The following is a 21,546-nucleotide window of genomic DNA, read 5'->3' as shown; positions in this document are numbered from 1 at the left end:
TGTGCGCTGCGTCACACTGCCGGGCCGGTCTGGGGCAAAAAGCAAGGGGCCGACGGCGGTCATTCCCGCCGTCGGCCCCTTGCCGTGGTGTTGTCCGGTGCTCTTAGCGCTTCGCCAGGTGCTCGCCCACGGCGAAGGCGCGGGTGATGGCCGAGCCCAGGGTGGCGCCGCCGCCGGGGTAGTTGTTACGGAACACGCTGGCCGAGACGTTACCCGCGGCGTACAGCCCGGGGATCGGCCGGCGGCGGCGGTCCAGGACCCGTCCGTCGAAGTCGGTTTCCAGGCCACCTGAGGTGCCAAGGACCCCTGCCGAAACCGGCGCTGCGTAGAACGGCCCGGTGGCGAGGGGAGCCAAGCAGGGGTTGGGGGTGTTGCCCGAATCGCCCAGGAAGCGGTCCTGGGGAGTTGCCCCGCGGTGGAACACTGTATCGACGCCCGCGGCAGCATCCGTGTTGAACCTCGCCACGGTGTCCCTGAGCCCGGCCGGGCTCATCCTGAGCTTTCCGGCAAGATCCTCCACGGACCCGGCGGAGGTCATCCATTCCGCCGGTGACCCGGGAGTTGAGCCGGCCACGGGGTACTTGGACAGGTAGGCGGAGTCGAACACCAGCCATGCCGGGTTGTTCTGCTGCCGCCCCGTGTGCGGGTCCACGGACGCGAACACGCGGCAGGCGTCGTGGTAATTCAGTGCCTCGTTGACGAACCGCTTACCGGCGGCGTTCACCAGGATGGAACCCGGCAGGGTCATCTCCACATTGCCCATCCGGCCGGACTGCCGTCCGTCGTACTGATGCCCGGGCGCGGAGATCACCGGGACGCCCCAGATGGCCGTCATATCCGCCACCGCCGCCCCGTTCTTGAGGCCCAGTTCCAGCCCGTCGCCCTCGTTTGATGGGGCACTGATGGGCGTCACGGGAAACGCAAGGAAGGCCTTGCGCAGGCGGGGATTCCACTCGAACCCTCCGGAGGCCAGTACGACGGCGGCCGCCTCCACTTTCCTGCCGGCGGGGGTTGGGCGTCTCGTTCCCTCGCCGTCCTGCGCACCTCCCGGCGTCGGCTCGCCTCCCAGAATCACCGTCCAGCCGCTATCGGTGCGTACCAGGTCCTCCGCAGGTGCTTCGGCAGCGATGTGGATGCCCCGGTCCAGGGCGCTCGCCAGCAGCCGCCCCACCAGGGCCCCGCCCATCGTCCGGACACCGGTGGCTGCCCTGCGGGCGAGCAGTTCAGGATCGGCCGCACGGCCGTTGAGCCCGTCCCGTTCGGTCATGGTCAGGAGCGGAAAGTACGACGACGGCCGGATGGCCTCCGCCAGGCCCGGGTAGTCCGACGGATCGAAGGCGTTGTTGTCCAGGCCGCGTCCGCCGTCGGCTGCTCCGTTCCACTCCAGGTGGTAATCCGGGCGGGCGATCGGGGTCATGGACACCCGGGTTTTGCCGGTCAGGTATTCGACGGCGCGCAGCGCGGTGCGGACGTACCAGTCGATTTCTTTCGCTGACAGGACGTGCCCGGCTGCCTCCGTGAGGTAAGCGACGGCGCGGTCGTGGCTGTCGCGGAAACCGGCCCCACCGGCCAGATGGTTGTTCGGAGCCCACATCACCCCGCCGCCTGCGGCGGTGGTGCCGCCCAGCTGGGCGGCTTTCTCGGCCACCAGGACGCTCAGCCCGGCGTCGGCCGCGCGGACTGCCGCCACCAGGCCGGCGGCGCCGCTTCCCACCACCACCACGTCATATGCGGCGACCAGCTGCTCCACCGGCGTGAGGACTCTGTGCGCGTTCGGGCCGTTGCTCATGCCGAGGCTCCGGAAAGCGCTGATCCGACGGCAGATTCGCTGATTAATCCCTGGCGGGCGCGGGCCCGGGCGGCCGGCATTTCGATGAGGATCTTGCCCACCTTCCTGCGGTTGCGCATCAGCCCGTACGCCTGCTGCAGCTCCTCGAAGGCGAAACGGTGGGTCAGGAGGGCGCGGGCCTGGTCCGGATGGCGGGCCAGGAGGCCCAGCCCGTCCGGGATGAGGTTGAGGCTGTTGCGGCTGCCCATCAGGTCCAGTTCCTTGAAGGGAATGTCCTTCATGGACACGGTGGCCGAGCGTGCCGAGATACCCACCTGGACGATGCGGCCCGCGCTGGCCACGAGCCGGATGGCGTTCTCTAGCGAGGACGGTGCGCCGGTGGCTTCGAGCACAAGGCCGGGGCCGTAACCGCCGGTGAGCTGATCCAGCCGCCCCGCCTGTTCGGCATCCGGGAAACCGGCGGCAGGGTCCACCAGCAGCGTGTCCACTGCGCCGAAGGCCGTTGCCAGTTCGAGCCGGTCAGCTTCGGTGTCCGCGCAGGCCACGTTCACGCCCAGGTCGGTCAGGTAGAGCGTTGCGAGCAGTCCGATGGGCCCGCTGCCCAGGACCAGCGCGGTTTCACCTGCCACAGGGCGGCCCCGGTTGACGGCCTGCATGGCGATCGACGCCGGTTCGGCCATGGCGGCGAGGTCCAGGTCCAGGCCATCGGGAACCAGGCACAGTTTGTCCACCGGGACACTGAGCAGTTCCACCAGGGCGCCGTCGGAATAGCAGCCAATGCAGCCGATGTTCCGGCAGACGTTGAACCGGCCCGAGCGGCACGGCTGGCACGCCCCGCAGTAGGTCATGGGGCTGACGGCAACCCTGTCCCCGGCGCGGACGCCGGACGCGTTGTTGCCGATGGCTTCGACCACGCCGGAAAACTCGTGGCCCTGGACCACCGGGAGCCCGGCCGGGTAGTCGTCCTCCCAGATGTGCAGGTCGGTGCCGCAAAGGGTGACGTTGTGGACGCGGACCAGGGCGCGGCCCGCGTCCAGGCCGGGTTCGGCCACCTCCTCGTAGCGGATAGTTTCCTTGGCGACGGTCCGTGCGGTCAGCATGGTGCGGCCGCCTTAGTTCCGGCCGGCGTTGGCCGCGTCAGCGCCGGCTGGTTCGGCGCCAAAGACGATGTTCCATTGCCGGATGTTCCGCATTTCGACGAGGTTGTTGATGTAGAACGGGTCCTGGTTCATCAGGGCCTCGACGTCGGTTTTGGAATCGCCCTTGACGATCAGCAGGGCGCCGGGGGTTTCGCCGGGGCCGAACGGACCGCTCGTGACCAGCCGGCCGCCGTCGTACTGGGACTTCAGGAACTCAACGTGCCGCGGACGGTGCTCGTCGCGGCCGGCGGCGGTGGCGTCGGCGTAAGTGTAGGTGACGGCGAAAGTTGCCATGGGGAACGTTTCCTCTTCATTGAGCGGTGATGCGGCGGCCCTCTTGCAGGACGGTCACACGTTTGATGTCACTCCCATGGTGGAATTTGAATTGAGACAAGTCCAATACTTACTTGGTCAATGACTATGTGCGAATGGCACATAGTCAGCGGTGGTGCGGCGTCAGCGTCCGGGCGTTGGGAGGACGGTGTCGGCGAGCTCCAGGGCCAGCTTCAAGGCCGGCGAGATGAGGGCGGGGTTCCACGCGATGCCCGAATCCAGCAGCGGTGCCGCACCCGAGAGCGGGAGGAACACTGTGCCGCCCGGCATGATGCCGGCAACTGAGTCGGGCATGAGGCTAACCCCCACGCCGCCGGCCACGAGGGACAGTGCGGTGTAGGGGTCGGAGACTTCCTGAACCACGCGGGGCCGGAAGCCGGCCGCCGTGCAGGCCGAAAAGATGGCCTCCCGCAGGGTGGACCCCTGCGCGGCCGGCATGGTGATGAATCCGTCCACTGCCAGTTCGGCAAGGCTGATGGCGGCCCGGCCAGCGAGGGGGTGGTCTTCGGGCAAGATGGCACCCAGCGGCTCCACTGCGATGCTCCGGGTGGCCAGTGAGGGCGCGTCCACCGGAAGCCCGATGAAGGACAGGTCCAGGGAGCCGTTGCGCAACTGGTCGAGGGCATCCTGGGTGAGCAGTCCGCCGGTGAGCGTCAGCTCCAGGCGGGGGTAGCGGTTGCGCAATGCCCTGGTCAGCGGCGGAAGGGTCTTGTGGTTCAGGGCCCCGGAGAAACCGATGCTGAGCCGGCCATAGACCTCCCCGCTGTCCGCCGTGGCAGCCCGCCGTGCCAGGTCGAACTCCTCGAGGATCTTCCGGGCGTGCGGCAGGAAAGCGAATCCGGCGGTGGTCAGCGAAACGGCCCTGGTGTTGCGTTCGAAGAGCGCAGTGCCGAGGCTCTTCTCCAGCTTCTTGATGGTCTGGCTCAGCGGCGACTGAGCCATGCGGAGCCGGTGGGCGGCGCGGCCAAAGTGCAATTCCTCGGCCACTGCCAGGAATGCCTCGATCTGCCGCAGCTCCACGCCGTTCCTCCCGCTGGTTCCTTGCTCAGGTGTTGTCACGCCAAGGCTATATTGGCAGGAACGGCGCAGACGGCAACCCGGGAGGAACCATGGCGAACTCCGCATCGGGGGAGTCCGTCATCCAGCGCGTCGTGAAGATCCTGGACGCCTTCTCCAAGGGCCATCCGAGGCTGACGCTCCGCGAACTGGTGCACATCACCGGGATGTCCAGCAGCACGGCCCACCGCCTGGCCAACGATCTCGTGGACAGCGGGCTACTGAACCGCGGCGAGGCCGGGGACTACGGCGTGGGCATGAAGATGTGGGAACTCGCCTCCCGCAGCAACCCCCTGGAGGAGTTCCGGCGCCGGGGCCTTCCCTTCCTGGAAGGCGTCCACGCCGCCGTCCGCGAACAGGTGTCGCTGTCCATCCCGGATGTCGAGTCCCGGAGCGTGCTGTACCTGGAACAGCTGGACCAGCACGGCACGGCAACCAACCTGGCAGCGGTGGCGGGCAGGCTGGACATCCACAACACGACATCCGGCATGGCCATGTTGGCGCACATGCCCCGCCACGTGCAGGAGCGCTTCCTCGCCGGCCCGCTGGAGAAGACCACGCCGAATACGGAAACGGACCCCGTCAAAGTCCGGGCGCATCTGGCGCTGATCAGGGAGCGGGGCTATGTCCGGATGGCCGGGGTCCTGGTACCGGAGAACACTGCCTACGCGGTGCCGGTCTTCGGTGAGGGAAACCGCGTGATCGGTGCCATCGCCGTCGTGCTTCCCACGGCACATGAGAACCCCCATGTCATCCTTCCCGTCCTGGTAGCGGCCGGCCGCGGCCTGTCCCGCACCATGGGCGCGGAACGCCGCCCCTACGGCACCCGGCCGTGGCTGGAGTCGGACCGCCAGGACCTCAAAACCCGGGACACGGCGAACTAGTCGCGTCCCGTTGAATGGGATTCTGCGCCGCAGTTCGTGACGCCGCTCATACAGTTTTTCTTCAGAGCCGCGGCTTCGAAACTTCCCACCGGAACGCCATTCAAGCTGGCGCCGGCCACCACCATTCAACCCCGTGACACTCAATGAGGAGACACTATGGGACACCTAATGCAGCCCCCGACGGCAGCTACCCAGCAAGCCGCCGGCCTGGACGGGACGGAAACCCCTCCCGCCAAAATGCCCAAGAAGGCAGCCCTGGCCTCCTTCCTGGGTTCCACCCTGGAGTACTACGACTTCTTCATCTACGGAACAGCCGCGGCCCTGGTCTTCCCCAAGATCTTCTTCCCCGGCGGCGACCCGGTCGTGGCCCTGCTCGGTGCCATGGCCACGTTCGGCGTCGGCTACCTGGCCCGGCCGCTTGGCGGCATCGTGATGAGCCACTTCGGCGACAAGATCGGACGCAAACAGGCCCTGATGATCACCCTGGTGATCATGGGCGTCGCCTCCATCGGCATCGGCTTCCTGCCCACGTACGGCCAGATCGGCTACTGGGCCACGGCACTGCTGCTCGTTGGCCGCCTGGCGCAGGGCTTCTCCGCCGGCGCCGAGGCCGCCGGTGCGTCCACCCTGACCATGGAGCACTCCCCGGAAGGCCGCCGCGGGTTCTTCACCAGCTTCGTGATGACCGGCTACGCCTCCGGCATGGTGCTCTCCACGGTGGTCTTCATCCCGCTGGCCGCCCTCCCGGAAGACCAGCTGCTCAGCTGGGGCTGGCGTATCCCGTTCTGGCTCTCCGTGGTGGTCCTCGGGGTCGCCTACTGGATCCGTACCCGCCTGGAGGAACCGCCGGTCTTCGAAGAGGCCGTGGAATCGAAAACGCCCCAGGGCATCCCGGCTGCCGAGGTGCTGAAAACCCAGTGGCGCGACGTGCTTCGCGTCGCCCTCGTCATGCTGTTCTCCGTCATGCAGACCACCTTCACCGTCTACGCCCTGGCCTATGCCACGGGACCCTCCATCGGGCTGGACCGGACCCTGATGCTCAGCGTCAACGCCGTCACCATCGGACTGTCCATGTTCACCATCCCGCTGGCCGGCATCATCTCGGACAGGCTCGGCCGCAAGAAGGTGCTCCTGGTTGGCGCCCTCGGCTGCGCTGTCACGTCCTTCGGCTACTTCTGGGCCATCAGCGAGCACAACGTCGCCATGATCTTCGTCTTCGGGTTCCTGAACATGAGCGTGTTCTACTCCTGCTGGAACGGCGTCTGGACGGTCTTCTTCCCCGAGATGTTCCCCGCAGCGGTCCGCTACTCAGGGATGGCCATCGGCAGCCAGGTGGGCCTGATCCTCACCGGGTTCGCCCCGGTCATCGCCACGATGCTGGCACAGCCGGGCCCCGGCGGCTGGATCCCCGTGGCCAGTTTCACGGTGGTCTGCCTGGCAGTCTCAGCCATCGCCATCGCGACGGCGCGGGAAACCCACAAGACCCCGCTCGAAGAGCTCGGCCTGCCCCGCAAGCGCAGCATGTCCGCGTAGCGCCTTCCGGCCCTGTACCTGCCGCCCAGCGTCCCGCCCTCCCACCCACTCACGCACCAGAAAGTTGATCCTCCCGTGACTTCATCAGCATTCGCCAGCACCCGCACCTTCCGCGTCGGCATCGTCGGCTGCGGCGCGATCTCCCGCAACCACCTCGAGGCCTTCGGCGCCCTGGACAACGTCCGGATCGTCGGGGTCTGCGACATCGACCTGGACCGGGCCGGTGCCACCGCCGAATCCTGGGATGTTCCGAACGCTGTGAACACCGTGGCCGAGCTGCTGGACCTCGGCGTGGACATCATTTCGGTCTGCACGCCGCACCCAACGCACGAGGAAGTGGTGCTGCAGGCGGCTGCCGCCGGAGTCCACGTGCTGTGCGAAAAGCCGATCGCCACCAAGCTGGACGCGGCGGAACGTATGGTCGCTGCGTGCGAGGAAGCGGGAGTCCGGCTGGGCGTCCTCTTCCAGCGCCGCTTCTGGCCCGCGGCCCAGCGGATCCGCTCCGCCATCGACGATGGAACGCTGGGCCAGGCCATCATGGCCCAGTGTTCCGTGATGCTGCACCGTTCCCCGGAGTACTACTCCCGCGACGCGTGGCGGGGGACCTGGGACAACGACGGCGGCGGCGTGCTGATGACGCAGGCCATCCACCAGATCGATCTGCTGCAGTGGTACCTCGGCGATGTCGCCGAGGTCTACGGGAAGGTCAACACCTACCGGCACGGGGACTACATAGAGGTGGAAGATTCGGCCACGGCCGTCATCACCTTCACCTCGGGAGCGATGGCAACCCTGGAAGCATCAACGGCAGTCTCACCCAACCTGGGAATCCAGCTTCGGGTCACGGGTGAAACCGGCGCCTCGGCCTCACTGACGGAGTTCCCGGAAGGAAGCGACGGGCGGCTTGACCTGTGGGCAGTCGGCGAAAAGATCGTCGTGGACCCTGTTCATCCTGACGGCGTGGAGCCCAATGTTGATCTCTCAACGATCAACAGGCAGCTGATTCCGCACCACACCAGCCAGGTACGGGATTTTGTGCGTGCCCTGGAAACCGACGGCGAACCGGCCATCACCGGTAGGGATGCCCTCAAGTCGCTTCGGATCCTTCTGGCGGTCTACGAATCCTCACGTACCGGGCTGCCTGTCCGCTTCGCCGGGGCTCAGGTCCCTGCCGGGGTCTCCGCGAAAGTCGCAGGCTAAGGCATGGCCGAGGACAGCATTCAGGAACGCCGCTACGCCGCCCGCCCCCTCACTCTGGGCCGCAACGGCCGCCCCCCGCGGACCCTCCGCAACCGGCTGGCCTCCGCACCGATGGAGCGAAACTACGGCACCACGGACGGCCACATCACCGAGCAATACGTCGACTATCTCGTGACGCGGGCCAAGGCAGGCCTGGGCATGGTGACCACCGAGGCTACCTATGTCCGCGCCGACGGCAAGGGCCGCACCCACCAGCTGGGCCTGCACACGGATGCCATGATCCCAGGGCTGCGCAAACTCACCGACGCGCTGCACGCCGAAGGCGCCCTCGCCGCCGTCGAGCTCAACCACGGCGGCCGCACCGCCCAAGCCGCGGTGTCCGGGTTCAAGAACCTGGCGCCGTCGCCGGTGCCGTGTGAAGTGGCCGGCGGCGAGGTGCCGCGCGAACTGACCGCCGCGGAGTGCCAGGACCTTGCGGCGGCGTACGGCCATGCTGCCCGCCGGGGCGTGGACGCCGGCTTCGATGCCATCAACATCCACGGCGCCCACGGCTACCTCATCCATCAGTTCATGTCTCCGCTGTCCAACCACCGCCAGGACGAGTTCGCCGCCCCGGAGCGCTTCATGAACCTGGTGATCGACGAAGTCCGCCGGGCAGCTCCGGATGCCATCATCGGCATGCGTGTTTCCGTGGTGGAAGGCCCGGCGGACGGCATCACGGCGGAGCAGCAACTGGAGATCATCGCCAAGGCGCACATGGAACACCTCGACTTCCTGGACATCTCCGCCGGCAGCTACGAGGCCGGCGAATGGATTGTCCAGTCCGGCGAATGGAAGCCGGGCATCTTGGCCGACTATGCCAAGGCGTACCGCCGGTTCGGGCTCCCGCTGGGTATGGCCGGCCGACTGAACTCCCCGGCCATCATCGAAGAGGTCCTCGGCGACGGCACCTGTGACTTCGTCAGCCTGGCCCGAGCCATCCACGCCGACCCCGCCTTCGTCGGAGGCGTGCTGCACGGCGAGAGCTACCGCCCGTGCATCGCCTGCAACGTCTGCATCGACAACCTGGGGCTCGGCCAGGTCACGTGCACGGTCAACCCGGCCGTCGGCCGCTCCCGCGTCCCCGTCCCCACGCCCGCCGTGCGCGAAGGCTCCCGTGTGGTGGTGGTGGGGGCGGGTCCCGCCGGCCTCACCGCCGCCCGCGAACTCGCCGAAGCCGGCGCGAAAGTGACCGTGCTCGACGACGGCGCCCGCCCCGGCGGCCAGTTCGCCCTGGCCGAGCGGATGAAGTCCACCCCGGACTTCCACCGCTTCGCTGAGTGGTCGGCGGAGGAGAACGCACGGCTCGGCATTGACGTCCGGCTGGGCACGCACGTGGACACCGGCGACGTCGGTGCGCTGGTCCGCGAAACCGGCGCCGACGCCGTCGTGCTCGCCACCGGCGGCCTCCGCCCCGCCGCCGGCTTCCCCGGCGATGAGTCGCCGAATGTCCTGGACGTGCGTGACTGGCTGGCTGCCCACGCCGGGGTTCTGGACGGCAAGTACATCCCCGGGGCCGTGACCATCTGGGGCGCGGATTCCGTGGCCATGACAGTGGCGGACACACTGGCGGACCGCGGCACCGCCGTGCTGCTGGTGGGCCCGCAGGAAGTCATGGCACCCGAAGCCGGGCGCCGCGCCAAGATCCTGGCCGTGCCACGGCTCCAAGCCAATCCGCGCGTCCGGATCCGCCTCGGCGCCACCATCGAGGAGTATGACGGCGCCCGGGTCCGCGTCAGCTCGGCCGGCGGCCCCGACGGGCGGGACGGAGGTGAGTGGCTGGACGCCCCCGGGGAGCTGCTGGTCTCCCGTTCCGTCGCTCCGCTGGACGGCTCCGTGCCGGCCCGTGAACGCGACGCCGGGCTCAGCCTCGCGGCCGGGGTTCCCGTGACCCTCGCCGGGACGGTCGTGGACCATACCCCGGCCATCGCCTCCCACGCCGTGAAGAGCGGCTACGACGCCGCCCAGCGCGTGGCCGCTGCCCTGGCTGAACATGCGCCGGCCCACGCACCCGCCGGCAGCCACTCCAGCCGCATCGCAAACCGCGAACTCACCATGAACGGAGCAGCCTCATGACACCCTCCCCACGCCGCCAGGTGGGCCTGGCCCAGCTTTCCCTCGTGGGGACGGCACCGCCGGACCTCGTGGCCATTGCCGCTGAAGCGGGCTTCGACTTCATCGGCGCACGCGTGCGGCCGGTTACCGGCACCGAGCGCGCCTACAACCTGCAGCCGGGTTCGCCCATGCTGAAGGAAACCCTGGCGCGGATGAGGGACACCGGGGTGACGGTGAAGGACATCGAGTTCCTGCTCCTGGACGGAAGCGAGCAGCGCGACGCCTGGCTGCGGATGATGGCAGCAGGCCAGGCCCTGGGCGCCAGTTCGCTGACCGTCGCCGGAGCCGACGCGGACGCCTCCCGATTGGCGGACACCCTCGCCCGGATGACGGAAGACGGTCAGGGGTTCGGCATAGTGCCTACGCTGGAGCCGATCTCCTACCAACCGGTACAGTCCCTCCGCGCCGCGGCGGAGCTCGCACGCCAGGCAGGCTGCCAGGTGGTGGTGGACGCGTTGCACTTTAACCGCTTCGGCGGCACCCAGGACCAGCTGGCCGGCAGCGTGGACCTCGTCCCGCTGGTGCAGCTGTGCGACGGCCCGGCTCTGCGGCCCGCAGGACGCGAGGGCCTCGTGGCCGAGTCCCGTTCAGAGCGCGGCGTTCCCGGCGAGGGCGAGTTCGATCTCGCCGCACTGGTGGCGGCCTTCCCTGCCGGAACCCCCGTGAGCGTGGAGACGCCGTCGGACCGGCGCGTTGCCCAACTCGGCGGCCTGGGCTGGGCCCGGACCCTCAAGGCCGCTTCCGACGCCGTGCTGCAGGCGGCGGACAGCCTTCAGAAAGCAGGAGCTAAATGAGCGAAGTACTGGAAAGGACGACGGCGGCGCTCACCGCCGGAGTCCGCGTCCCGCTGATCGGGCTGGGCACCTGGCCGATGGCGGGCGAGGAAGCCGCGGACGCCGTGGAGCGCGCCATCGGCAACGGCTACCGCCACATCGACACCGCCGAAAACTACGGCAACGAAGACGCCGTCGGCGAGGGCATCCGGCGCAGCGGGATTGCCCGGGAGGACCTCTTCATCACCACCAAGTTCAACAAGGACTGGCACAGCCGGGGCGGGGTCCGCGCCGCTTTTGAGCGCTCCGCGGGGCGGCTGGGCGTCGACTACCTGGACCTGTTCCTGGTCCACTGGCCCAACCCCGCGCTGGGCCGCTTCGTCGAAGCCTGCAAAGGCCTCCAGCAACTGGCGGATGACGGGTCCATCCGTGCCTGGGGTGTCTCAAACTTCAAGCCTTCCCACCTGCGCAGAGTCCTGGCTGCCGGGCTGACGGTGCCGGTGAACCAGGTGCAGGTGGACCCCGCCCACGGCCAGCCGGAACAGCTCGCGTTCCACCGGGAGCACGGCATCACCACGGGCGCGTACAGCCCGCTGGGCCGCAACGGGGACTTCATGGCGAGCCCGGCCATCACCGGGCCGGCACGGGAACTGGGCAGGACGCCCGGGCAGATCGTGCTCCGCTGGCATGTGCAGCAGGGCCGGATCGCCACGCCGAAATCCGCCAGCGACGCCCGGCAGCGGCAGAACCTGGACGTCTTCGGCTTCGAGCTGACGCCGGTCCAGCTGGCGGCCATTAGTGCACTGGAAACCGGCGCTCCGCCGTGGCTCGATTCAGACAACTACGGACACTAGAGAACGAAAGACAATGGAGAACCCCATGAACGCGAGCACCGACTCCACCACGGCGCCGGCCTCCACACCGGAACAGGACCGCCGGCCTTCCGCCCTGGACTGCGATGTCCTGGTGGTCGGATCCGGCGCCGGCGGGCTGTCCGCAGCCGTCACCGCTGCCTACCACGGCCTCCGGGTCATCGTGGTGGAGAAGGCGGATGTCTGCGGCGGCGCCACGTCCTGGTCCGGCGGCTGGGCCTGGACCCCCGGCAACCCGCTGGCCCGGGCGGCTGGCGTGGACGAGGACAAGGAAACCTTCCGCACCTATCTGCGCCACACCCTGGGCGGGCAGTACCAGGCGGACAAGGTGGATGCCTTCCTCGAGGCCGTGCCGCACATGGTCGGCTTCTTCCAGGCCAAGACGTCCCTGCAGTTCGTCCCGGGGGCCAGGATCAATGACATCTACGGCAAGGTACCGGGTGCAGGCACCGGCAACCGTTCGGTGGGGCCAAAACCGATCAACGCCCGCCGGATCCGTCCGGAACTCCGGAGCAAGATGCGCCACCAGCTCTACGAGACGTCCTTCCTGGGTATGGGCATCATGGCCGGTCCGGACCTCACCAAGTTCCTCTCCGCCTCGCGGGGAAATCCCAAAGGAATCCTCCACGCCGGCTGGCGCCTGAGCCGCCACATCCTGGACCTGCTGACGCACCGGCGGAACATGCAGCTGGTCAACGGCACGGCCCTGACCGGGCGCCTGATGAAGTCCGCCGACGACCTGGGCGTGGACATCCGCGTTTCCACGCCTGCGAGGCGGCTGCTTACCGACGACACCGGCAAGGTGACCGGCGCCGTCGTCGGCTCCCCGGACGGTGAAGTGCAGATCAACGCAGCACGCGGTGTAGTGCTCGCCGCGGGCGGCTTCCCCAACGACATCCAGCGCCGGAAGGAGCTCTTCCCCCACACGCCCACGGGCCGAGAGCACTGGACGCTGGCACCCAAGGAAACCAGCGGGGACGGCATCAGCCTGGCCCAGGCCGTGGGAGCACGGTTCAAGACCGATGTGAAGTCCGCTGCCGCGTGGTGCCCCGTATCGCTGGTGCCGTACCGCAGCGGCCGGACCGGGACCTTCCCGCACATCATGGACCGCGCCAAGCCGGGCAGCATCGGCGTCCTGGCGAACGGCAAACGCTTCGTCAACGAGGCCAACGGCTACTACGACTACGTGGCCGCGCTGATGGAAGCCACCCCCGCGGGCGGCACGGCCGAGTCATGGCAGATCGCGGACAGCCGGTTCGTCCGCAGGTTCCCGCTGGGCGTGGCCAAGCCGCTGCCGGTCCTGCTGTACCCGTACCTGCGCTCCGGCTACCTCAAGAAGGGCCGGACCATCGAGGAGCTCGCGGCGAAGTGCGGCATCGACCCGGCCGGCCTCAAAGCCACTGTCGAGGAGTTCAACCGCAGCGCCCGTGATGGCGTGGACCCGGATTTCGGCCGCGGCGAGACGGCCTTCAACCGCTATGGCGGGGATGCCGGGACCCGGCCCAACCCCGCACTCGGCCCGCTCGAGAAAGGGCCGTTCTACGCGGTCCGTGTGGTGCCCGGCAGTTTCGGTACCTTCGCCGGGCTGGAAGCCGACGGCCGCTCACGCGTGCTGAATACCGACGGCCAGCCGATCGGTGGCCTGTACGTGGCAGGCAACGACCAGGCGAACGTGATGGGCGGAAACTACCCCGCCGGCGGCATCAACCTGGGACCCGCCCTCACGTTCGGGTACATCGCCGGACGGGACCTCGCCGGAGCCACCACCTACGAGGACGACGGCGCACTGCCGGCGGTCTTCCACGCGCCGTTGACCGCCTAGGGTGCCGAGCGTAAGCTGACGCTCACCTTCCGGGGCCGTCGCTCGGCGGGGCCCGGGTCTCCTTCTAGAGCGCAACCGGCCGCCGGGTGCCGAGGCAGTTGCCGACGCGCTATTTCCGGCGGATTGCTTGGAGGCACAATTCCATGTCTGAAATCACCATCAACGGCATCACCATTGATCCGATCAAACAGAACCGTGCCCTGCGTGACGCCGGGCTGGTCGCCGAGGACGCGTCCGAGTCGGACCACATCCTCATCCAAACCGCCGAGCCGCTGACAACGGAACAGCGCGCTGAACTTGCGGGCATCGACGTCGAGATGCAGGAATACGTCTCGGACAACACCTACCTCGCCGCGTTCCCGCCGAAAGACCTGAACCGGGTGCGCGCCCTGCCGTTCGTGAGCTGGGCGGACGTCTACTCCCGGGTCTTCAAGATCCCGCCACCCCTGCTGCCGCGCAGCGCGGACGCGGGCAACGTCCGGTCGCTGGCGGACCACGAACCGCATCCGGACCGCCGGCTGGAACGCGTGGACCTGCTCCTGCACCCGGGCATCGAGGCCACCCCGGACCTGATAGCGCGGGTTGCCGCGGCAGCCCGGGTGGAGCCGGACGCGGTGGCGGTGACACCCGGCAAGCTGCGGATCACCACCTCGGTGGGCCAGCTCCCCGACCTCGCGAAAATCGATGAGATCCGCGAGATCCACCCGGTGCGCGACCGCCAGCTCTTCAACAACGTGGCACGGGAAATCCTGAATGCCGAGGTTCAGCTCAACGGGACCACGTACCGAGGGGGCGGCGAGGTGGTGGCGGTGGCTGACACCGGATTCGACACCGGCGACGCCGCCAATCCGCATCCGGCGTTCACCGGGCGGGTCCAGGCGCTCTACGCGCTGGGCCGGACAGCGCCGGACAAGGCGGACGATCCGCACGGCCACGGCACCCACGTCGCAGGCTCCGTACTGGGACGTGGGAACTCGGCCACTATGGGCGGGGACATTGAGGGAACCGCGCCCGAGGCGCAGCTGATCCTGCAGAGCGTCCTCGACTCCAGCGGCGGCCTCGGCGGCATCCCTGTCAACCTCAACGACCTCTTCCAAAAGACTTACGACGACGGCGCCCGCGTGCACACGAACTCCTGGGGCGTTCCCGGACTGAACCTCCCGTATGACGCGAGCTCGCGGGAAATCGACGAATTCGTCTGGAACCACCAGGACCAGGTGATCTGCTTTGCGGCCGGGAACGACGGTGTGGACGGCAACAGCGACGGGACGGTGGACTCGAACTCCATCGGTTCCCAGTCCGCCGCGAAGAACTGCATCACCGTGGGCGCCAGCGAAAGCCTCCGCAAGGAGTTCGCGCCGTCCTACGGCACCTACTGGCCTGGAGACTTCCCCGCGAATCCCGTCAAGCGGGACAAACAGGCGAACAACCCGGACGGGATGGTGGCCTTCTCCAGCCGCGGGCCCACCAAGGAGGGGCGCGTCAAGCCCGACGTTGTGGCGCCGGGAACCAGCATCCTGTCCGCGCTCTCACGGAACGCCCCGATGGGCAACACCTTCGGCACGTCCACGGACCCGCTGTTCTTTTTCGATTCCGGCACCTCCATGGCAACCCCGCTGGTTGCCGGCTGCGCCGCCGTGCTGCGGGAGACCCTGGTGAAGAACGGCCTCGCCGCGCCCAGCGCTGCACTGATCAAAGCCCTCCTGATCAACGGCGCCGACGTGCTGCCCGGCCAGTACAACCCCAGCGAAGCCGGGGAATCGCCCAACGGCAGCTCCGGCTGGGGCCGGGTGAACCTCTCCCGGTCCGTGGTCCTTCCCGGGCAGCCGGGCAATGCGGGCCTGGGTGAAGGCGGCCCGCTGGAGCAGGGGGAGGAGGACTCCTTCACCATCGACATCCCCGAGGAGGTCCCCAAGGTTGCCGCCAAGGGGAGACGGAACCGGGGCCCGGCCGGGGACCCGGAACTCACGGCCGCCGGGGTGACGCTGAAGATCACCCTCGTGTGGTCCGATCCGCCCGGCCCCCAGTTGCAGAACGACCTGGACCTCATTGTGCTCGCGGCCGACGGCAGTGAACGCCACGGCAACTCCGGCATCACCGCCGGCTTCGACCACCGGAACAACGTGGAACAGGTCCTCTGGACGGGCATGCCGCCGGGGGAGGCCAAGATCGTGGTCCGGGCCTTCCGGATCACCCAGTTCCCGCAGCCCTACGCCTACGTGTGGCGGCTGTCCTAACGTGCCGGACCTCCACGTCCGGGAGCAACTCCCCAGGCAAGTGACAATGGCGCATGCCGCCCAGCTTCCCGTGGAACAGCTCCTTGACCAGCTGGGATCCGGCAGTGCGGGACTGACAGGCGGGGAAGCCGCCAAACGGCTGGCCGAACTTGGCCCCAACGCCGTACGGACGCATCAAGCCAGCGGATGGTCCGTATTGGGCCGGCAACTGGGCAGCCCCATCCTGATTCTCCTCACCATCACTGCCGGGCTGTCGCTCTTTCTGGGGGATGCCACAAACTCCATCGTGATTGGCCTGATCCTGCTGGTCAGTGTCGGTCTGGGCTTTACCAACGAATTCCGGGCCGAACGCGCCGCCGAGGCCCTGCATTCACGCGTCACCCACCTTGCCGCGGTTCTCCGCGACGGGACCATAGACGAGGTGGGCGTTACCGCCCTGGTGCCCGGCGACGTCGTGCATCTGGCCATTGGTGCGATCATCCCGGCCGACATGAGGCTGCTGACGGCGAAGGACCTGCTCTGCGACGAAAGCATCCTGACCGGCGAATCGCTGCCGGTGAGCAAAGACCCTGAGCCGGTGCGCGGTACGGTTGCGCTCGCGGACCTGACGTCGTGCCTGTTCATGGGCACCGTGGTCCAATCTGGGAGCTGCACAGGGGTGGTAGTGGCCACGGGCGGGCGGGCCGAATTCGGCCGCATCGCCCTGGGACTTGGTGAGCGGCAGCCACAGACCGAGTTCCAGCTCGGCCTGAAACGCTTCTCCTACCTGCTGCTGCAGGTAGCCATCGTTCTCACCACACTGATCTTCATCGCCAATCTCCTATTGCAGCGGCCGGTCATCGAATCCCTGCTGTTTTCGCTGGCCATCGCCGTCGGAATCACGCCGCAGCTGTTGCCGGCCGTCGTGAGCACGAGCCTGGCCACGGGCACCCGTCAACTGGCCAAACGCAAAGTGCTGGTCAAACGGCTGGTGTGCATTGAGGACCTCGGGGACATGGATGTGCTGGTCACAGATAAGACCGGCACCCTTACCGAAGGCAGGATCAGCTTCACCGCAGCGTTGCCCGCCAGGGACGGAGTGTCACCGGATGCCGTGTTTACGCTGGGGCTTCTCGCCACGGAGGCGGACTACGCGGAATCGAAGGTCTCCACGGTGGGACTGAACCCGCTGGACGCGGCGCTCTGGGCTTCCGCCGACGCGGCCGGGTTCCGGCCGGACAACTACGAGCGGCTCGACGTCATTGACTTCGACCACCTGCGGCGCCGGACCAGCGTGCTGATCAGCGAAGAGGGGGGCCCGGCACGGCTGGTCACCAAGGGTTCGCCGGAAGATGTCCTGGCGCTCTGCGTGGCCACGCCGGCAGGCGCGCAGGCGATGCTGGAGGAACAGTTCAACGCGGGATCCCGCGTTGTGGCCGTCGCGAGCCGGCCGGCCCGGGGGTTGACGGCAATTCAACCGTCCGACGAGAAGGACCTGGTCCTGGAAGGGTTGCTGGTCTTCCTGGACCGGCCCAAAACCAACGCCCGGGCGTCACTGGACCAGCTCGAGGCGCTCGGCATCACGGTCAAGATCGCCACCGGGGACAATGCCAAGGTCGCTGAGAAGGTTTGTGCTGAGCTCGGGGTGCTCTCGGGCGGGACGCTCACCGGCGCCGAGGTGGAGGCCCCCTCCGATGCCGAACTGGCCGCGGCGGCACGCGAGGCGAGCATCTTCGCCCGCGTCTCGCCCGAGCAGAAGGCCCGGATCATCCGCCTGCTGCGCCAAAGCGGGGGGTCCGTCGGGTTCATGGGCGACGGCGTCAATGACGCGTTGGCTTTGCACGCGGCGGACATCGGCATCTCCGTGGACAGCGCCACTGATGTGGCCAAGGACGCCGCCGACGTTGTGCTGCTCGACAAGGACCTGGGCGTACTGGCGGAGGGGGTGATGGAAGGGCGGCGGATCTTCGCAAACACCATCAAGTACGTGCTGATGGGAACATCAAGCAACTTTGGCAACATGTTCAGTGCAGCCACGGCGTCCGTCATCCTGAGTTTTCTGCCGATGCTGCCAGGGCAGATCCTGCTGAACAACCTGCTCTACGACACCGGCCAGTTGGCCATCCCGGGTGACCGCGTGGACAAGGAGCAGTTGCTGGCGCCCTCGCACTGGAACATCGGCTTCATCCGGCGTTTTATGTTCCTCTTCGGACCCATCAGCTCCCTTTTCGACTTCGCCACCTTCGCCCTGATGCTGTTCGCGTTCCACGCGGTGCCTGGGGAATTCCGGGCAGGCTGGTTCATCGAGTCGATCGCCACGCAAACGCTCATCATCTTTGCCATCCGCACCCGGCGGGTTCCTTTCCTCCGGAGCCGCCCTTCCGCTGGCCTGCTGGTTGCATCCCTGGGCGTGGTGGCGCTGGGCATCTTCCTTCCGATATCGCCGCTGGCCGGCGTCCTGGGGTTCGATCCGCTGCCCACGCCCTTCTTCCTGGCGCTGCTGGGAATGACCGTGGTGTATTTGGTGATGGTTGAATTCGCCAAGAGCTGGTTCTTCGCCCGCACAGCCCAACAGCCTCCGGTCCGGCCTGCCATCATCCCGCGCAGGCGGCCAACGCACCACATTTCCCGCCGTGCAGCCCGCTTCAGCACCCCGGTGGCCCGCCCGCTCCACGGACAGCTGGTCCGCGGCGGCCGGAAGAGGAAAACCAGGACCACCCATGGCCGCTGACCTGGCACCGGGACGGGCGGGAAACCATGGATTCAGCGGTGCATCTGGCGTAATCTGCAGCTGTTGGCATCTGGTGATTTTGGCCTGAATCCGAGGCACCCATGAGCGTTGAATCCACTGCACCGGCACCCGCCGGAAGCATCCGTTCCCGGATCGCGGCACACCCCGTCGCCGCGTTCCTGTTGCTTGCCATCCCGCTGGCATGGCTTGCTCAGTGCCTCGCCATCCTGTTGCTGCAGGACGTCACTCCCGGGCTCCTGGTGGAACTGCTCGTCCTGCTCGGGGCCGCGGTCCTCGTCACGGCGGCAACGGACGGCCGCCCCGGGGTTCGCCGCCTGTTCAGCGGCGTGGTCCGCTGGCGCGTGGGCGCCGGCTGGTATGTCATTGCGTTGCTGGCCCTGCCGGTCCTGACGCTGCTGACCGCCGTCGTGACCGGCACGCTCCGTGAGCCGGGCAGCGGGTGGGCCGCCACCGCCGGCCTCTACCTGCTGAAGGCCGTGGTCATCGGCGCCGTGCTGGGCAACATCTGGGAGGAACTGGCGTGGGCGGGCGTGGTCCAGCGGCGACTCATGGAACGGAAGGGCGTCTTCGGAGGCTCTCTCCTGACCGCTATTCCCTTCGCCCTGATCCATTTGCCCCAGGCCTTCGCGGAGCGCGGATTCGCGGCGACGCCGTGGGCGGACGTTGCCCTCTCGTGGGGAGTCCTCTTCGGCTTCGCCCTCGTGGCGCGCTACCTGCTGGGCCTGGCCTACATCTCAACAGGCGGTAGCATCCTGATTTTGGGCCTCCTGCACGGGTCGATGAATGCGTCCCAAAGCATGGACACAGTGGACTGGTGGCAGTTCATCCCGGCGGTGGTGGTGCTGACCGCGGCGGTCGCGGCCTACCTCGCCGTCAGGTCCCCGACCACCGGCCAGGGCAGCAGCGGACATGCCCTGCGCCGGCGGCGTATCCGGCCGGTCAGGCCCGCAAACCCCTAGCTGCCTGATGGCTGGGAGGAAGCGACGGCCATGGAAGATTCTTGGGACAGCAGTAGGCTTCGCCGGCCGGACCTGCGGCTGTCCGCAACGCTGATCCTCGCCGGTGTGCTCGTCTCGCTGCTGTCCGGACTGCAGCATGCGGAGGCAGGCAGCGCCAACGACCACACCGCGGCGTTCACCGCATATGCGGCCAGTGACGTCTGGACAGCTGTCCACCTCGGCCAGTTCCTCGGCATGGCGCTGCTCATCTGCGGATTGATCGTGCTGGCCTACGCCCTAAATGTGCGGCACGGGCCCTCGGCCTGGGCCATCCGGATGGGCAGTGTGGCGGCAATCGCGGCGCTGGCCCTCTACGGCGTCCTGCAGGGTGTGGACGGTGTGGCCCTCAAGCACGCCGTGGATGCCTGGGCCGGCGCTGCCGAGGGGGAGAAGGCCCTGCGGTTCGCCGCTGCGGAGGATATCCGGTGGCTGGAGTGGGGCGTCCGGAGCTACCAGAGCTTCGTCCTGGGAGCGGCACTCCTGCTGTTCGGCGCCGCCATCGCCGCCACGCGCAGGGTCTCCCGGTTCATCGGATACCTGATGGCGCTGTCCGGGGTGGCCTACCTGGCGCAGGGCTGGGTCATCGGCACGGAAGGGTTTTCGGCGTCCAACGCGCTGCCCACGCTGGGCGGAATTGTGCTGATGCTTGCCTGGACCGGATGGCTGCTCGTGGTGGCATGGCGCGGGAAGGCCGGCGCGGGGGCTTCCGCCGGCTAGGCTGCCGCTCTTCGGGCTTCCGCCCACTGGCAGGTGCGGATAATCTGGGGAAGTCAGGATGCTGCCACAACAGCACCCCAGTTCCTGGCCAAGAGAGGCCCCACATGTCAGAGAAGCTGCATCTCACCCCGGAAGACGAGTTTCCGGAGGATCTTTCCACTGTCGAGGACAAGGACCTTCAGGTGCTCGACAGCCAGGTCCAGCGCCAACTCGATTACGAGTATGTGGCCGAGGGCGAACCGAACCCGGAGACCGAATTCCGGCACTACGACCTCGATGAGGAATTCAGCGAGCGGGACAAACGGGACTAACTGCGCACCGGTATTTCCAGCACATTCGTTTCGGCCGACCACTCACTCCGTGTTCCCAGCTTGGCGCACAGCCCCTGCATCCGTGTTGCGATCCGTTGCGCGCTCTTCCCGGCCAGCCGCGCCTGGAAACCGGTGATGACAGTCGGATTGAGGTGCAGCCGGACGGGCACGCCGCCGGCGGTTTCCACGCAGAAAATGAAGGACTGGTCGTTGCGCTCCCCGGCATCCACGGCATAGTCGTCAATGAAGTCACCGGCGCTGTAGATGACGGGCCGGCCGCGGTGGATCTCCACACCGCGGAAGATATGTGCTGAGTGCCCGAACACCACGTCCGCCCCGGCGTCGACCAGGGATTTGCCCAGGTGCCGGTGCCCGGGCGGCACATCGGCTCCCCAATTGCCGCCCCAGTGCGCCGAAACCACCAGCAGGTCCGCGCGGGCCTTGGTGCGGCGGACCAACGAGAGCAGCTCCCGGACCCGGGTGTCGTCCCGGGCTTGTTCGTCCACAGGTACGTAGTAGATCCCTGGCTGCCGCGGCCCGGCTTCCCAGTCCGGCTGGTTGTCCGTAAAGGCAATGAACCCGACGGCGGTCCGGCCCACCCGCCTGATCGCGGGCCGGCGGGCGGTCTCGTGGTCCGTCCCGGCACCGGCGTGCAGGATTCCGCTGCGGTCCAGCGCTGGCAGGGTCTCCCGCAAGGCGTCCGCCCCGTAGTCCAGCACGTGGTTGTTGGCGAGGGAGACGACGCTGATGCCGGCCGCCGTCAGGACGGCCACGTTCCGGGCATCCGAGCGGAAATGAAACACCTTTCCCGGCTGCGGCGTCCCGCCGTCGGCCAGGACGCATTCGAGGTTGGCGAACCTGATATCCGCCTGCGCCAGGACGGAAAGTGTGTCGCCCCAGGGGAAGGCAGGCGTGGCCGATCTGAGCCGCTGGTTCACCAGCCGGCCCAGCATCACGTCACCCAGCAACACCAAGCGCATGTTGCGCCTCCGGTCCT

At 68.0% G+C, this 21,546-nt stretch carries 17 protein-coding genes; 12 read left to right on the top strand and 5 right to left on the bottom strand.

The window, feature by feature from the left end:
- Positions 1-103 precede the first annotated feature (103 nt).
- From AB0N24_RS20105 to AB0N24_RS20090, 4 genes are all read right to left on the bottom strand, one after another.
- The gene (locus tag AB0N24_RS20105; RefSeq protein WP_364128086.1) at positions 104-1,789 is read right to left on the bottom strand and encodes an FAD-dependent oxidoreductase; all 1,686 of its coding nucleotides are present in this window, start codon (positions 1,787-1,789) and stop codon (positions 104-106) included.
- Positions 1,786-2,889 (bottom strand): alcohol dehydrogenase catalytic domain-containing protein, encoded by a 1,104-nt coding sequence (locus tag AB0N24_RS20100; protein ID WP_364128083.1) that lies wholly within the window; start codon positions 2,887-2,889, stop codon positions 1,786-1,788. Before AB0N24_RS20100 ends, AB0N24_RS20105 begins: the two co-directional genes overlap by 4 nt.
- 12 nt (positions 2,890-2,901) lie before the next feature.
- The gene (locus AB0N24_RS20095) at positions 2,902-3,222 is read right to left on the bottom strand and encodes a YciI family protein (RefSeq protein ID WP_364128081.1); all 321 of its coding nucleotides are present in this window, start codon (positions 3,220-3,222) and stop codon (positions 2,902-2,904) included.
- 162 nt (positions 3,223-3,384) lie between these two features.
- Positions 3,385-4,320, bottom strand: a complete 936-nt coding sequence (locus tag AB0N24_RS20090; RefSeq protein WP_364128078.1) for a LysR family transcriptional regulator — start codon at positions 4,318-4,320, stop codon at positions 3,385-3,387.
- A gap of 50 nt (positions 4,321-4,370) precedes the next feature.
- Between AB0N24_RS20090 and AB0N24_RS20085 the strand changes: the two genes are divergently transcribed.
- The 12 genes from AB0N24_RS20085 to AB0N24_RS20030 all read left to right on the top strand — a co-directional run bounded on the left by AB0N24_RS20085 (position 4,371) and on the right by AB0N24_RS20030 (position 20,549).
- Positions 4,371-5,201, top strand: coding sequence for an IclR family transcriptional regulator (locus tag AB0N24_RS20085; protein WP_364128075.1), 831 nt, complete (start codon positions 4,371-4,373; stop codon positions 5,199-5,201).
- A 156-nt stretch (positions 5,202-5,357) separates the two neighbouring features.
- Positions 5,358-6,734: an MFS transporter gene (locus tag AB0N24_RS20080; protein ID WP_364128072.1), complete on the top strand. Its 1,377-nt coding sequence runs from the start codon at positions 5,358-5,360 to the stop codon at positions 6,732-6,734.
- Between the two features lie 75 nt (positions 6,735-6,809).
- Positions 6,810-7,934 carry a Gfo/Idh/MocA family oxidoreductase gene (locus AB0N24_RS20075; protein WP_364128070.1) on the top strand — a complete coding sequence of 375 codons (1,125 nt, stop codon included), beginning with the start codon at positions 6,810-6,812 and terminating at the stop codon, positions 7,932-7,934.
- A 3-nt stretch (positions 7,935-7,937) separates the two neighbouring features.
- The gene (locus tag AB0N24_RS20070; RefSeq protein WP_364128068.1) at positions 7,938-10,049 is read left to right on the top strand and encodes an FAD-dependent oxidoreductase; all 2,112 of its coding nucleotides are present in this window, start codon (positions 7,938-7,940) and stop codon (positions 10,047-10,049) included.
- Positions 10,046-10,882 (top strand): TIM barrel protein, encoded by an 837-nt coding sequence (locus AB0N24_RS20065; RefSeq protein ID WP_364128065.1) that lies wholly within the window; start codon positions 10,046-10,048, stop codon positions 10,880-10,882. Before AB0N24_RS20070 ends, AB0N24_RS20065 begins: the two co-directional genes overlap by 4 nt.
- The gene (locus AB0N24_RS20060) at positions 10,879-11,715 is read left to right on the top strand and encodes an aldo/keto reductase (RefSeq protein ID WP_364128062.1); all 837 of its coding nucleotides are present in this window, start codon (positions 10,879-10,881) and stop codon (positions 11,713-11,715) included. The genes AB0N24_RS20065 and AB0N24_RS20060 overlap by 4 nt, the downstream gene beginning before the upstream one ends.
- 25 nt (positions 11,716-11,740) lie before the next feature.
- Positions 11,741-13,555 (top strand): FAD-dependent oxidoreductase, encoded by a 1,815-nt coding sequence (locus tag AB0N24_RS20055; RefSeq protein ID WP_364128059.1) that lies wholly within the window; start codon positions 11,741-11,743, stop codon positions 13,553-13,555.
- Positions 13,556-13,698: 143 nt separating this feature from the next.
- On the top strand, positions 13,699-15,792 hold the full coding sequence (locus AB0N24_RS20050; protein ID WP_364128056.1) for a S8 family serine peptidase: 2,094 nt from the start codon (positions 13,699-13,701) through the stop codon (positions 15,790-15,792).
- A gap of 46 nt (positions 15,793-15,838) precedes the next feature.
- Positions 15,839-18,502: a magnesium-translocating P-type ATPase gene (gene mgtA / locus AB0N24_RS20045; protein WP_364128053.1), complete on the top strand. Its 2,664-nt coding sequence runs from the start codon at positions 15,839-15,841 to the stop codon at positions 18,500-18,502.
- Positions 18,503-18,603: 101 nt separating this feature from the next.
- Positions 18,604-19,482: a CPBP family intramembrane glutamic endopeptidase gene (locus AB0N24_RS20040; protein WP_364128051.1), complete on the top strand. Its 879-nt coding sequence runs from the start codon at positions 18,604-18,606 to the stop codon at positions 19,480-19,482.
- 30 nt (positions 19,483-19,512) lie between these two features.
- Positions 19,513-20,238, top strand: coding sequence for a hypothetical protein (locus tag AB0N24_RS20035; RefSeq protein WP_364128047.1), 726 nt, complete (start codon positions 19,513-19,515; stop codon positions 20,236-20,238).
- 104 nt (positions 20,239-20,342) lie between these two features.
- A complete protein-coding gene (locus AB0N24_RS20030) occupies positions 20,343-20,549 on the top strand; it encodes a hypothetical protein (RefSeq protein ID WP_364128044.1) in 207 nt (68 codons plus the stop codon).
- On the opposite strand, the gene AB0N24_RS20025 is transcribed toward AB0N24_RS20030, so the two are convergent.
- Complete coding sequence (locus AB0N24_RS20025; protein ID WP_364128041.1) at positions 20,546-21,529, bottom strand: CapA family protein; 984 nt, start codon at positions 21,527-21,529, stop codon at positions 20,546-20,548. The two genes, AB0N24_RS20030 and AB0N24_RS20025, sit on opposite strands and share 4 nt — an antisense overlap.
- Positions 21,530-21,546 lie beyond the last annotated feature (17 nt).

This window comes from Arthrobacter sp. NPDC093128, assembly GCF_040683875.1.
Taxonomy (GTDB): domain Bacteria; phylum Actinomycetota; class Actinomycetes; order Actinomycetales; family Micrococcaceae; genus Arthrobacter.
Note: the sequence above shows the minus strand (reverse complement) of the source record. Positions and strands in the feature narration are given on the sequence as shown.